Annotated in this window: 11 protein-coding genes and 1 CRISPR repeat array; all 11 genes read right to left on the bottom strand. The window is 38.0% G+C overall.

The window, feature by feature from the left end; genetic code table 11:
* Positions 1–69 precede the first annotated feature (69 nt).
* Positions 70–1314, bottom strand: coding sequence for a TM1812 family CRISPR-associated protein (locus Q0257_RS00360; protein ID WP_295150865.1), 1245 nt, complete (start codon positions 1312–1314; stop codon positions 70–72).
* 3 nt (positions 1315–1317) lie between these two features.
* Complete coding sequence (locus Q0257_RS00355) at positions 1318–2112, bottom strand: hypothetical protein (RefSeq protein WP_298020130.1); 795 nt, start codon at positions 2110–2112, stop codon at positions 1318–1320.
* Positions 2109–3890 (bottom strand): TIGR03986 family CRISPR-associated RAMP protein, encoded by a 1782-nt coding sequence (locus Q0257_RS00350; RefSeq protein WP_298020127.1) that lies wholly within the window; start codon positions 3888–3890, stop codon positions 2109–2111. Before Q0257_RS00350 ends, Q0257_RS00355 begins: the two co-directional genes overlap by 4 nt.
* Complete coding sequence (locus Q0257_RS00345; protein WP_298020124.1) at positions 3887–4372, bottom strand: TIGR04423 family type III CRISPR-associated protein; 486 nt, start codon at positions 4370–4372, stop codon at positions 3887–3889. The genes Q0257_RS00350 and Q0257_RS00345 overlap by 4 nt, the downstream gene beginning before the upstream one ends.
* On the bottom strand, positions 4359–5753 hold the full coding sequence (locus Q0257_RS00340) for an RAMP superfamily CRISPR-associated protein (protein ID WP_298020121.1): 1395 nt from the start codon (positions 5751–5753) through the stop codon (positions 4359–4361). Before Q0257_RS00340 ends, Q0257_RS00345 begins: the two co-directional genes overlap by 14 nt.
* Complete coding sequence (locus Q0257_RS00335) at positions 5750–7234, bottom strand: hypothetical protein (RefSeq protein ID WP_298020118.1); 1485 nt, start codon at positions 7232–7234, stop codon at positions 5750–5752. Before Q0257_RS00335 ends, Q0257_RS00340 begins: the two co-directional genes overlap by 4 nt.
* Positions 7231–7803, bottom strand: a complete 573-nt coding sequence (locus tag Q0257_RS00330; protein ID WP_298020116.1) for an RAMP superfamily CRISPR-associated protein — start codon at positions 7801–7803, stop codon at positions 7231–7233. The genes Q0257_RS00335 and Q0257_RS00330 overlap by 4 nt, the downstream gene beginning before the upstream one ends.
* Positions 7781–9364, bottom strand: a complete 1584-nt coding sequence (locus tag Q0257_RS00325; protein WP_298020114.1) for a hypothetical protein — start codon at positions 9362–9364, stop codon at positions 7781–7783. The genes Q0257_RS00330 and Q0257_RS00325 overlap by 23 nt, the downstream gene beginning before the upstream one ends.
* A gap of 46 nt (positions 9365–9410) precedes the next feature.
* Positions 9411–9662, bottom strand: coding sequence for a hypothetical protein (locus Q0257_RS00320; RefSeq protein WP_298020112.1), 252 nt, complete (start codon positions 9660–9662; stop codon positions 9411–9413).
* Positions 9663–10013: 351 nt separating this feature from the next.
* Positions 10014–10667, bottom strand: a complete 654-nt coding sequence (locus Q0257_RS00315) for a hypothetical protein (protein ID WP_298020108.1) — start codon at positions 10665–10667, stop codon at positions 10014–10016.
* A gap of 173 nt (positions 10668–10840) precedes the next feature.
* Positions 10841–11446, bottom strand: a complete 606-nt coding sequence (locus Q0257_RS00310; RefSeq protein WP_298020105.1) for a hypothetical protein — start codon at positions 11444–11446, stop codon at positions 10841–10843.
* Positions 11447–11667: 221 nt separating this feature from the next.
* A CRISPR array of direct repeats spans positions 11668–13362; the repeat unit is 34 nt; unit sequence GTTTCAATCCCCTAAATCGGGGAAATTCTAATCA.
* Positions 13363–13404: the final 42 nt, after the last annotated feature.

Genomic DNA, 13404 nt, shown 5'->3' with positions numbered 1-13404 from the left:
TTAAATTCTTCCTCGCGTCTTCTTCTTGCTCCGACGTCAAGGTGTGGTTTATTAGCGTAAAGAGGGTTTTCATATTTTATTTCCCAATATATTTTGCTGTATACAAAATGAATTATATTTATCTAATAATCTTGATAACTCTTGCTTTGAGTCTTCTATCCTTTCGTTGGCATTACCATGAGCTAGATTATTTCTTAATTTTTCGGCATCTTTTATAAAATCCCTAAAGGCGCCAAGAGTTTTTATACTTTCTAACTTCTTTTGTATATTATCATGCACTGCAATGCTTGTTAAATAGGCTCCATTCCTCAATCCCATTTTTTTTACAATAGTCCTAGACTCATGTGTCAAATCATAAGCATTAAATTTTCTACTGTTTTTAAAGTTATTTATATGCGCTTTTATATCGTCGCCAAAGCACTCAAAGCTTTCCGCGCAGTAATATCCTATGGCCTCAAATAGCAAAGTTATAGCATTTAATAAATAACCTTTGGAGTTTAGAATTCTAGACATTCTATAAAATTTTATGGAATCTTTTTCTTTACCTATTTCTTGAAGCTCCCTTATGTGTCGTTGTATATCTTCAAGACTGCCTTTAAAAGTTTCTATTTGCTCATTCTTTAAAATAAAATCTATATCGCTTAGAATTTTATCAACATCTTTATTAAGAGCTTTTAGCGAATTCGATAGTATATGATTAGAGATGGTTGATAACCGACTTACAAGGTTGCAAAAATTCTTATTTTTAAATTTAGAAACCAATGAAACCGTGTAATTATGATTAAAAGTTTCTAGTACATACGACATATTTGCAAGCTCTAGATATTCCTTTAGGTCAATTATTTCATACTCCTTTTTCGGTTCTATCTCTTTCGCAAAAAATATATGTTTGATTTTTTCTGTATTGCTTAGGCTTTTTGATATTAATGATATAGTCGCTAATATAGGTATATGCCTAAAACCATGGGTCAGATCAATTATATATTTGTCATCATCGCTAGTAGCATCGTTTATGATGCGTAAAATTTTATAGAAGTCCTTCTCACCGTCAATAAAATTTCTATCGTTAAAGATTTCATTATACTCATTTTGAAACTCTTCTTTCAAAACACCGATTTGAATTTTTTTAGCCAATTGCGTAAAAATAGGAACAATATCTTGAGCTCCAAAATTATCTATTAAGAGCGAAAACATATTTATATATCGTTCTCTTTTTAAAGAAAATGAGCCTTTAAGCTTATCGTCATATCTATAAATAGGAATTCCGATTTCTTCATTTTTTGAAATTAAGCCTAAAATCGTTATAATTTTCATATTTTACTCCTCATTTTGCATATATGTTAAATCATAGTGCTTGACAGTATAATCGCTAGTGGAGACGTACTGCAAATGCCTGTCGTTGGGTATCGCAAACATCGCTCCGGCTATACTTATCGCCTTTTGCCCTCCCGTGACATCAAATACAATGTCGTCCTCCATAAAGCCCTCTTGCTTAAGCTGTCTATATACGCTTTCTAAAAATTTATAGACGCTTTTTGCGTCTTCGAAATTCTTTATATATCGTACATTCGCTATATCCACAAGCTCCTTGCCAAAGAGATTTTGTATGCATTTTAAAAATTTCTCTCTATCTCCGTGAGATTTTTCAGAACAAGCGATTATTATCTTTTCAAGCTTGTCTTTATGATAATCTATCGCCGTAAGCGGCATTCTGTAATTATTTCTTCCATACTCATCGATAGTTTTAAATTTCAAAATTTCTTCTATTCCGCCATTATTTTCGCTTAAAAATAGTACCAGAACTTTAGCTCTTTTGGGTCTATCATTTATACATATATCGACATTAGGGACGTCTTTGGGAATTATTCGTTTGATGATCCCAAAAATCGCTATAGAGCCTAAAATTTGAACCGCCATAGTGCCGTCTTTGGCGCTCCATTTTAAAATTTCGCCGCCGAAAATTTTATCTAGTAGCGACGACATTCCATCTGGCAACCAAGCGAAAAACAGCAATACTCCCGCGATGATAAAAAACGCCTTATACCCTAAAAGAGAGCTTCCCAAAAGCGAAACGACTATTTTTTGAAAATTTCTTTTTTCGTAATGCGTCATTTTTTACATCCTCGATTGTCTCTGCCATTATTGTGATTTCGTCCATTAGGACTTTGTAGTGGCTTTTGCGGCTTTGAATACACAACCATACCGGAGTACGGGCTTAAACGCTCATTGTAGCTTTTGGCTCCCGAGAATTCATTCTTTTCTTGATGGTTATTTTTTCCTTTAAAGTATTCGGATTTCTCATTCTCTAGCTGCTGATACCGCAATAGTCTTGAATCCTTATAACCCACGCTTGCCATTTTATGAAGTTCTGTTAGCTGCTCAGTATTAAGCCAATTCGGTACAAACTCATTCATTTGTTTTTCAAATTCCTTTAGATATTCGTCTTGACTATATTTTAATCCTTGTAGTGCAAGCTCTATATCTATTTTTCCGTAACCGTAAGGCTTAGCAAAGCCGATATTATGCATAAATTTATTACTTCTGCCGTGAAAAGTTATCGCACTTATCAGCGCTCCGATTTCGACCTTTTTAAGATTATGAAATACGATCTTGCCCTTAAAAACGCTATTTGCAGAAAGCGGTTTAAATTTAACTTTCATCTTTTCGTTATCATTTCCGACACTTAATTGCTCCGCGCCAGAATGCAGCGGATATCGCTTATACCCCCTTATTTTGGCATCCTTGCTCATAAGCGTTATATACAAACCATTTGGTTGCTGCTCCAGGTAGTTTGGATAATAGCTAGGATTTGGCGTACCGAATACCCCTTCCTTCGGAGCCTCAAATCGCTCAAAACTCGATTTAAAATGCGAAAAATGCACTCGTCCTTTTAGGGCTTTATCGCCTCTAACGGTTCCGAAAATTGTTTCGGCTAAGTCAAATTTTGTTTCGTCGCCTACTTGCTTTGCTGCTTCGAAAATCGTTTTTTTGTAAGCCAGTTTAAAAAGTTGCGTTAATCCGATAGCCGTTATTTTAATATCATTTCCCATATAAAAAATAGGCACTGGCATGCCTTTATTAAACTGTTCTTTCCAATATTGCCCATCTATCGAGTCTTCATTATCAAAATAAACCTTTTTAAAGTCTTCAAAGACATTTTTATCTAACTGAATTTTCTTGCCGTCTTTGGCAAAGACGAATTCATGTCTTTTCTTATCTATATTACCCGTAAAAACTAAGATGCCTTTCCGTCCTTGCTTATCAAATTTAGCTCGTTTAATTGTTATTTCTTGTCCCGTTTTAGTTTTTGATTTTTCATCATAAGGAGTAAAATTTATCTCTTTTAACAAGCCAAATTTTTTATATTTTTCCTTGGCTGTTTCGAGCTTTCCTATTTCTTCGTAGTTCGTATTTTTGAGCAGACATATTGTTCTAATATCTGCGCATTTCTCTATTATATAGCTATCGCCGTTTTTAATTAAAAATCCACAGTTATCGGCTTTTCCGACTAATTTTGTCATGTCATTAGCTGAGTTTTTCTTATACGTCATGTCCCTGACGCTAAGATACTTTTTATGCTTACTTTCATCTATGCGAATTTTACCAAAACTCATTATCTCAAGCACGTTTCTTATCATGCCCTTGATGCTAGTTGCGGGGATATAATACTCTTTGCCTCCATTTTCGTTTATGGAATGGCAAAACTCGCTCGGATTTTTGCCATCCTTTATAAAAATAGGGCTTTTGGCGGTTACCTCTAGCTCGATTACGCCGCTTTCGCCGTCTTCAAACGGCACGTCATGGATATTTTTAAGAATGTTCTCACTAGCCCAAGGCGGGTAGAAAATTTTATCGTTTAGCGGTACAAAATTATATGGAGCAGTTATCATTTTTTATCCTTTTCATCTTTTACAAAGCCTGCAAATACTATCTTTTGAAGTTTCAATACTGGCAAACCCTCAAGAGTTCCACTGTCTTGAGGTACTTCACAAAACTCGTCTTTTTCATCTTGCCAAATTTGAGCCATTTTTATTTTGACTTCTTTGAATTTGGCAGAAAACTCGGGTTTAAATTTAGAGTGAAATTCTTTTATGTCGGGGTTTTTCTTCGGATCTAAATTTGCGCCCCCCAACTCCGTCTCATCGACAAACCAGGCGTCGTTTATCTGGCGGATAGAAACGCTCTTTTTGGACTTCTCATCAAAAAAACGCGCCTCGTAAATTAGCTCGTCTTCGCCTAGACCAGGAGTTCGCTCGCCCGCTAAAAATAGGTGCTTCTCGTCGATTTTTTCACCCATTAGCTGGATATAGCCCTCGTAGCCTTTTAAATTTTCATTCACGTATTTTAAAATTTCATCTCTATTCTTTTTCATTTTCTATCCGTCCTTCGTTGTATTTTAAGACCCTGCCTTTAAAAAATCCATACCCTTTTGTGGTTGCTCCACCAAGCGGCAAACGCCCCTGAACTACGTCATCTAAAGCCGTTTCAAAAGCCTCTAATACATTCTTAAAAGCCCTCTTTTCCGCATCGTCGCGTGCATCGTTTCTAAGCAAAATTTCTATTATAAATTCATCTCTTTTTGCGACCGCTTTTTCTTGAAACAAAGCGCTATCGATCGCTCCACCCGTGAAGCGGTCGATGCTGACGTGTTCGAAAACCTTCGTATCTTTTACTTCGTCGTAATCCAAAAAGCAATCGCTGATTAAAATTTTGCCTTTGGCGCCTTTATCGTTTTTATTCTTTTCGTAGCCGAAAATTTCTCTTACGGCTTCGTTTTCACTGCCGACCTTGGCCTTTTTGCCGAACTGTTTATTAATTTTATTAAAATGAAACGCCGTTCGGTGTGATAATGCGCCTTTTACCGAGCTTGCCGGAATTAAAATTTTACGCTTGCTAAGGCGTTCATTTTTATAGTCGATCACGCTCTCAAGCACGGACGTTTGATCCGCGTCCTTATCGCCGAATCCGCTTCCAAACATAAAGAAATCATCGGGTGAAATTTTAAGTTCGTATCTGATAAATTTTTGTCTTTTCAAATTACCGTCCGTTACACTCTCGGGTGTAAATTTCGCAAACCCATCGGAGCTAAAATTTAAACTGCTCGAGTATCTGTCCAGCTCAAACTCACCCCATTTTATCTCTAAAATTCCAAGCGAGCCAAAGCCTTTCGAGCTTCCGCCGCCAAGTCTTAGCGTAGGATCACAAAGCAGATTTAAAATTCCCCCGAACTCCTCTTTGCTTCCGTCAAACTCAAGTGAGAATTTAAATCTAGTACCCTTAAATACAACTTCTTCGTCAAATTTGCCTGCATCTTTCGCTGCGCCATTCGCGCCTATGGCTACATGATCTCTAATCGGCAAAATATCAAAATAACGCAAAAATTCGCTCTTTTCTAAAAGCAACTCTTCGCAAACCTTGTTATTCTTATCGACGAGCAACAGAGCGTTTGAGATAATTAGTCTTGAGCCGAGTAAATCTTCGTCTTCTTTTTTATTTTCGTCTTTACTTTCCTTTCCATTTCCGCCCCGACCCTTTTCCTCGCGCTTGGTTCCAAAAATTTTATTCGCGGCATCCTTGCCGGCATTATCTTCAAACGCCCTGCGCAAAATCCCTGCAACCGAAGTGCCTAAGATCATCGGCAAGCCGTTCCAATCTCTTTGCACCGGTGCATCCAAAAATAGATCATTTTTGCCGCCGCCGACTTTTAACGGAGTTTTGGCTTCTATGATGACGTGCGCTAAAAATCTTTTCATTGCTTTTCTCCTGTGATTTTTGGCATTTGCATTGATAAGAGCAGCGTAAATTTAAGCTTATTTTTGCTCTCTTTAATCGCTTTTAAAAGCACATGACCATTGCCAGTTTCTTTTTCGCAATCCCAGTTTGCTTTTCTAACGCCATTACGTATAAATTTAGATACTTGATCTGCTATATTTTCGTCTTTTTCCTCGGTGGTTTGATTGCTGATTTTAGCCTCTTTGTCGTCAAGTACGCTATCATTAGTAGCAACATCTCTGCATATCGACCTTATTGCGCCCCATTGTGATTTTGAAATTTTGCTAAATTTATCTTTATGGCTTTCTATAAAATCAGCCACCCCCTCGGCTATTTCAAGAGTTTGGTCTTTCGTAGTCTGTTTTTGTTTTAAAAATTTAGCCAAATCACTTTGTGTCGGTATTTTTCCGGTTGAGCGCTCAGTCTCCGCTTCTTTTTGGAATTCTATCGGATTATCCTTTACATTGCCGCCGTCTAAAAACCACGGATTTATCAGCACTTCGCCAAAACCCTCGCTCAAATACGATCCGACGCCGTTTTTTAGCGCGACTATCTGCTCGGCACTTAAATTTTTCAAAGCAATTACGCTACCTTTATTTATGCAGGCTCGCTCGTAGTCTTTCGTACTACGAGCGCCGTTATAAGGGGTGAAATTTGAAATTCTAATCTGTGTCTTGGCGTAATCGACATTATTTTCATTTAAATTCGGCAAAATATATTTTACGTCGTAGCTTGGATTGCCGTTTTCGTCAATAAGCGCAAGGCGGGATTTGGCGTAAATAAAAGTATATCCCTCGAGCGGCGTAAAGCTTTGGATTTTGTCTGTATTTTCGCCTATAAATTTAATCTCTACCGCCCCATACTCGGCGCTCTTTGATTTGCCGAGCCTAGTTGAGCGCTCTAGCGTTTCTTTTGCACGACTGATGTCGTCTTCGCTCACGTTAGCGTCAAATTTAACGCTAAATCGCCATTTCATTCCGGCTCTAAACGCCTCGTAGCCATACATCTGACTATCCATAGAGCGTCTTTTCTCTTTATCGTAGGCGCTTTTTTGAGAAAAATCTCGATCCAGGCTAAGCTGCTTTTTTTCATCATTTATGTAGCCGCTTCGCATCTGTTTTAGCTGGGTAAAATCGTTAAATTTGTTCCGCTCCTCATCTTTATATTTGCATAACAGATGGTGGTTATAAATTTTGCTATCGTCAAGCTTTTCGTGAAAATAGGAAAGCGGAATTTTAAAAAATTCTTTACCGTCCTTAATCGGCGCAGCATCGCAAAATTTCACTGCTCCGCTATGAAAAATTTTAAAAGGATCGCCAAAGCCGCTATATCTGCTAGCCACCATACCCAAAAATGCACTTCCCGGGATAAAATCAAGCGAGCTCATCTTGCCCTGTGTGTTAGAACTTGCCTGCAAAATAATGGGGCTTTTAAAAGTTATCTCAAATCTAAGCTCTCTCATCGTAGCTCCTTAACTTTAAATTCGCATCTGCCGAGGCCTCGGTTGCGGTTTAGCCCTATCCGCTTTATCATCTCTAGCGCGCGTTTTAAATTTTGGGCGATTTCACCGCTTACATTTTGGATCTCACCTTTTAAGCTTATAGGCAAAACGACTTCTATATCTCTTAGCGAATTATCTGCCGCAATGCCGTTGTCGTCGATTTTGGTAGCCGAAATGATTTCAAAAAGATTGCGCTGCAAGTTATTTGACGTAATTTCGGCAGCGATTTTTTCATCTATAGTTGCGCTGCTAAAATAGCACTTTGCCTGCGTAGTATCGTCGTTATCGTTTTGCTCATCACCGCTATTTCGCTTATTTTTACTGCCTCGTGAGCCGAAGCACTCGCTTATATCGCCTTGATCCCAAAACAGCTCTGCCGCCTCGCGCACAAGCCCCTTTATCGTTTTACCGGGTACATACGGAAGGCTTGCGGAGTTTTTTACTACATAGCTATCAAGCGCCGCTCCACCGCTAAGGCCGCTACTAACGTGCCAGTAGTCGAAAAATTTAAGCTCGTAATTTATCGTCATTTTTGCCCTCCGCTTTTTTATCTTCCGCACCCAAAGTAACGGAGAGAATTTGCAATACGTCGTAAATCGGCGTTTTTTGCGCCCCGTCCTTTTCTAAAATCAAATTTCCGCACGATAACTCGCTGTAAAGAGCCTTCAGGGCCTTATCAAATTCGCCCCTATTTTCTAACATCTCATTTATTCTATCTAGCATAACTTTGGCTAATCTATCGTTTATGCCAAGCTCCTTTATCCACTCTCGCAGTTTGCCCTTGGGGCTTTTTTCGCCGCGATACATTTTGGCTAAATTTATAAAATTTTCTACCTTTGGCTCGTTTTTTGATTTGGTAGTATCGCCTAAATAATAAGGTCCGAAATCACATCTGATTTCGCTAGCGTTTTTGCCATCGGTCGCGCGCCCTTCTTTTTCGCCCCCGATCGTCAGTTCATCTTTTATAAATTTATCCCAGCTTTGGAAATTTGAGCTTTGGACGTTATGAAACATTAAGCAGCTTGGCGCTATGTCCTTTTCGGCATCGTTTACGTAGCGATCCTTACTGTGCTTTTTTGCCGCGCCGCAAAGCTCCTCGGCTAGAGCTGCCGCATAATGAAACGGGAATTTTTCGTTACAATAAGCAATCCCCGCGCACATCGTGAGCTTTTCCTTTATATCGGGCTTTTTCTTGTCCGTTTCCTTTTCAAATTCCTCGATAAAATTTTTAGTAAATTCTAACGCTATATCCGCATCGCAAACCGCCGTCATATCGTCGCCGCTTAAAATTAGCGCTTTTATCTTTAGATCATCTTTGCCAAGAGCGACTTTTGTTTTTACTTTGGCATTGGCAAATGCATCTTTTGTCGCTTTATCAAGCGCCTGCGAAAATCTAGCTATAGCTCCAGTATCATCGCTCTTTTTTACGACTCCAATCAAATTTTTAACTAATACACCAAGCCCGTTGCCGTCTGCGTGGATAACGGCTAGTTTATTTTTCTTATTTGAAATTTGGCTAAATTCTTTTAATTCTTTAGCTCCCGGGTGGCTCTTAAACCATCTCCCGTGTGCCTCTCTCTTTTGAACCGACGAAATATCTAATGCATCATCGTCATCAAATTTTACGATAGGTCGCGCCGTCTTAGGCGCAAGAGCCATAAAATTTATACTCATATCAAGCGGCAAGCTCGGGCGGTTGCGCTGAATTTTTAGCTTTCGTTCGAGCTCTTTCGAGGCTTTTTCGTAGTCGCCGCCATTATAAGGAGCGGTAGCCTGAGAGATGGTAATGCCGTAAGCATTTTGCATTATCTTTTTAGGCAGATCCCTGACGATCTTTTTTAAATTTTCCTCGCCATCTACGATCGCTCTAAAATTTCCCGCGGCATTAAGCAAAATTTGCTCTACTAAGCCGTTCGCCCTTAGTTCGTCAAAGACGCCAAATATCGCGCCCTCGCTCTCTTGCTTGTCATTAAATTTTTGTCCGAGCGAGTCTATTATTTCGCTGGCACCGATGATCTCTTGCAACTTGTTCGTGGCGTAAATATACTCTTGTATACCCTGGATACTTGCACCGTATAGGTATTTAGCCATCTTGCCTCCTTCGCGTTATATTTTTGAAATTTTATCGCAACTAAACTTAAATTATTTTTTGAAAAATTACGCAAAACGAGCTAGCCGAAGCGACACCTCGAGCTAGACCGAATTTATTGTCTAGTCCTACCGCAAAAGACACACTGTCCGTTATGTCCTTGCCTTTGACGTAAAAATCAAGCGTAGGGACGTACGAGCCGTAATTGCTCGGTGCAATATTGGCTAAATTCGGCACCTCTTGCGCTAAAGCGCCACTCATAACTCCAACCGCTGCTAGCGACAACACAATCTTTTTCATTACAACCCCTTTAATTGATCTCGTCGGCGTTTTACCTCCGACTTTGAACGCAATTATAGTGAGTCGTAGTGTCAAATTCTGTCAATCAAAAAGGGAATTTAAAAAATGAGGGGGAAATTTTAATTAAACCAGGAGAATAGATTGAAAATTTTAGATGTCAAGAGAAACCAAACCCCTAGATCGGGGAGATTCTAATCAAATATAATCGATGAGAGAGATTAAATTTAGAGCTTTTTAGTTTTAATCCCCTAGATCGGGGAAATTCTAACCGAATTCCTCGCTACCTAAAACCATTCCTAGCAAAAGCCGTATTTATTGATCCATTCTACCTCATTCATCCGACTCTCTTATTTAGTTTAACTCATTATGTTCAAATGCTTTTTTCGGAATTTTACTTAAGATAGTATTGAGTTTCGCACCGGTATAAGTTGCGGTATGGATGGTAATCTTTACCGGCGTAAAGCCATCTTGATAGTTATTGAAAGCCGATTTTACTTCAACAAAATTTATCATCATTGAAGCCATATCTCCTTCCACGTCCGTTTCGGTAAGTAACGGAAATTCATCAAATAAGCATAGGGAAGTACCATCAAAGCAATTCTTTTGCGCTTTTCGAAACTGAGTGTCGAAAGGAACTAGAGCAACAACTTCGGCGTTTAGCCTGCCCGAATATCTCTTAAACTTATTCTTGCCGCTGCTTTTAACCGCACGTTCATAAACGCGTAACGGCGCAGCTCCTTTTGAAGCTAAAAAGCTTTTAACTTCCGAAAGCTTTACATCGTTTTCATAATCGGCTATTTTAAGCGCGTTATCAAAGTAATCGTTTCCATATTGAGATTTTTCGCCCATATCAAATAAGACGATTAGCTCATTGGCTAGCCTTCTACTTTGGAAGTTGGTCGTAAACTCATCTTTTCTATTAACCCTTCCATAGTAGCTTTCCGGGTCCGGTTCTACACACCCTATTAAAAATATAGCAATTAATACTAAAAACAGTGTTCTCATAACATTTTCCTTCCTTTAAATTTATAAACAATCGGGCAATTTGAAAAGCCGGTTATTCTACTATCTGTCGCATCGTCTTCCAATTGAAGCAAAGCAAAAATTAGCTATCTTATTTAACTCTCGCGGCGAATACTCGATAATCAATTGTCAGGTAGTTAAACTTATACTTATACCTACTTTTCATTATACGCTTTGTAACCCGCAAAATCATAAGTACTTTTATCGATCTCTTTTCTTGTTTCATAATCGATAAAAATTAAATCGAGTGATGAACCAAGCTCCATTAGCTCGCCGATCTCCTTAGAGGAATAAAGCAATTGAGCCGTTCGCTCTTTTAAAAAGTTAATAAAGGTATAAGTATCTTCGTTTTTTCCATCTTTCTCATTCTGGGCTTTAACTTTATGAGGTGTGATTTCTACAACCATGTTAAGCTTTTTATTTTCCCTATCGCAAGTTATCGGCTTATACACCAAACCATATTCACGCCAGTATAGTCCCGGGTGATTGTCACCACTAAAAGCTCTATCTAATAGCGAAACGCTATACTCTCCTCTTGGAGCTATTTGAACTCTATCTCCATACTTATCTTTATCAAGGAACGACTTTGCTTTACGTATAGATTCCTCATATCTTTCCTTATCCTTATTCTCTCTAAGGATACACCAAACATCTAGCTGCTGAGCCATTACCGTTTCTTTATCGGGCGGCATTACTATAAAACAACCGGAAAATACAACTCCGATCAAACCAATCAAAAACACTTTAAACAAAATTTTCATACTTTCTCCTTTGTTTTAAAATTCTTTTTCGAAAAATAATAAAATTATTCATAGAATTCAAACCCGCCATATCAACTTTGGGCGTGATTATAGGGAGTTTAGTTGTCAAATTCTGTCAATTTACGGAGTGCTTTTAAAAAATACATTAAATTTTAGTTTATATCTTGAAATTTAATCAAATCAGCGTGATCACACAGCATCATACGAGGCAAAACTCATTTGCCCCAATCCCCTAGATCGGGGAAATTCTAATCAGATTTAGAGATCGAAAAGGTAATATTTTATACGTGATAGAAGTTTCAATCCCCTAAATCGGGGAAATTCTAATCAGATCAAATAAGTTAGATCAAGAAATGACCGATAAACTTAACATTGTTTCAATCCCCTAAATCGGGGAAATTCTAATCAGATAAAATCCCTAACGGAAATAAAAAATTCCTTTTAATAACTGCGTTTCAATCCCCTAAATCGGGGAAATTCTAATCAGATTACCTCTACTTTTAATTGAAGTAGGGGATAAAGGTTTCAATCCCCTAAATCGGGGAAATTCTAATCAGATCCCAAAAAATGAGGAAACGCTAAACGTTAAGATTGCTAAGTTTCAATCCCCTAAATCGGGGAAATTCTAATCAGATGGCGTAATTGCTCACATTGATAACGTTTTGGCTTCGGTGTTTCAATCCCCTAAATCGGGGAAATTCTAATCAGATAGACCGTATCTTAGGACGTAAGAAACATTCGAAGAATGATGTTTCAATCCCCTAAATCGGGGAAATTCTAATCAGATGTCTATGTTAAAACAAAAGCTCAAAAATTCGTATATGAAGTTTCAATCCCCTAAATCGGGGAAATTCTAATCAGATAAATAGCATTATGCACCCAGAATTCTTTATTGTAGTAAATAAATGTTTCAATCCCCTAAATCGGGGAAATTCTAATCAGATATTCAAGGAAATGATTATAATCTAAAAGTTCTATCAAACGTTTCAATCCCCTAAATCGGGGAAATTCTAATCAGATATAACAACGTATCAAGCTCCGTAAGTAACGACGACTATGTTTCAATCCCCTAAATCGGGGAAATTCTAATCAGATCTTGGTATGACGAAGATACTGAGATTTGGGATGTTTCAATCCCCTAAATCGGGGAAATTCTAATCAGATCCCCAAAAGCGTGAGCTTCAATATTTTTAAATAGCTGAGAGGTTTCAATCCCCTAAATCGGGGAAATTCTAATCAAATACAATGAAAAATCTGCTTGATTTAGCATCTAATAACAGTTTCAATCCCCTAAATCGGGGAAATTCTAATCAAATTGACCGCGAAAAGCTCTATTCTTATGCAGCTAAAATGCAAGTTTCAATCCCCTAAATCGGGGAAATTCTAATCAAATAAGAGAATAAAAAATTTGAAATTAGAGGGGTTTTGTTGGTTTCAATCCCCTAAATCTGGGAAATTCTAATCAAATTTATCAAGGAGTATAAAATGAAAAAAGCGACTTTACCGTTTCAATCCCCTAAATCGGGGAAATTCTAATCAGATTGGGACAAATGGCACTCTAATAACGATAAGATGCGTGTTTCAATCCCCTAAATCGGGGAAATTCTAATCAAATCAGAACTCGAGGCGCAAAAGAAAGGTGTTATGGATGTTTCAATCCCCTAAATCGGGGAAATTCTAATCAAATGTGCAATGGCGGGTATTTGTTTAGCGGCGAATACTCGTTCGTTTCAATCCCCTAAATCGGGGAAATTCTAATCAAATTAGGGCTTCAAGAAGAGATTGAAGTAGGTGCTAGTGAAGTTTCAATCCCCTAAATCGGGGAAATTCTAATCAAATCTATTGTAAATGGTTTTTTGGGCTTTGAGGAGAGAATTCCGTTTCAATCCCCTAAATCGGGGAAATTCTAATCAGATTTTTTTATTTTTTCTAAAAGGAGAAGAAATGACATTCAGGAA

Origin of the sequence: uncultured Campylobacter sp., assembly GCF_938018035.1 — a bacterium.
Classification (GTDB): Bacteria; Campylobacterota; Campylobacteria; order Campylobacterales; family Campylobacteraceae; genus Campylobacter_B.
This window is presented reverse-complemented; position numbering and strand designations above follow the sequence as displayed.

Bases quoted from the DNA above. Each gene is read 5' to 3' on its own strand.
- Q0257_RS00325 (WP_298020114.1), bottom strand. From the start codon at position 9,364: ATGGCTAAATACCTATACGGTGCAAGTATCCAGGGTATACAAGAGTAT.
- Q0257_RS00315 (WP_298020108.1), bottom strand. From the start codon at position 10,667: ATGAGAACACTGTTTTTAGTATTAATTGCTATATTTTTAATAGGGTGT.
- Q0257_RS00340 (WP_298020121.1), bottom strand. From the start codon at position 5,753: ATGAAAAGATTTTTAGCGCACGTCATCATAGAAGCCAAAACTCCGTTA.
- Q0257_RS00320 (WP_298020112.1), bottom strand. From the start codon at position 9,662: ATGAAAAAGATTGTGTTGTCGCTAGCAGCGGTTGGAGTTATGAGTGGC.
- Q0257_RS00310 (WP_298020105.1), bottom strand. From the start codon at position 11,446: ATGAAAATTTTGTTTAAAGTGTTTTTGATTGGTTTGATCGGAGTTGTA.
- Q0257_RS00360 (WP_295150865.1), bottom strand. From the start codon at position 1,314: ATGAAAATTATAACGATTTTAGGCTTAATTTCAAAAAATGAAGAAATC.
- Q0257_RS00330 (WP_298020116.1), bottom strand. From the start codon at position 7,803: ATGACGATAAATTACGAGCTTAAATTTTTCGACTACTGGCACGTTAGT.
- Q0257_RS00350 (WP_298020127.1), bottom strand. From the start codon at position 3,890: ATGATAACTGCTCCATATAATTTTGTACCGCTAAACGATAAAATTTTC.
- Q0257_RS00355 (WP_298020130.1), bottom strand. From the start codon at position 2,112: ATGACGCATTACGAAAAAAGAAATTTTCAAAAAATAGTCGTTTCGCTT.
- Q0257_RS00335 (WP_298020118.1), bottom strand. From the start codon at position 7,234: ATGAGAGAGCTTAGATTTGAGATAACTTTTAAAAGCCCCATTATTTTG.
- Q0257_RS00345 (WP_298020124.1), bottom strand. From the start codon at position 4,372: ATGAAAAAGAATAGAGATGAAATTTTAAAATACGTGAATGAAAATTTA.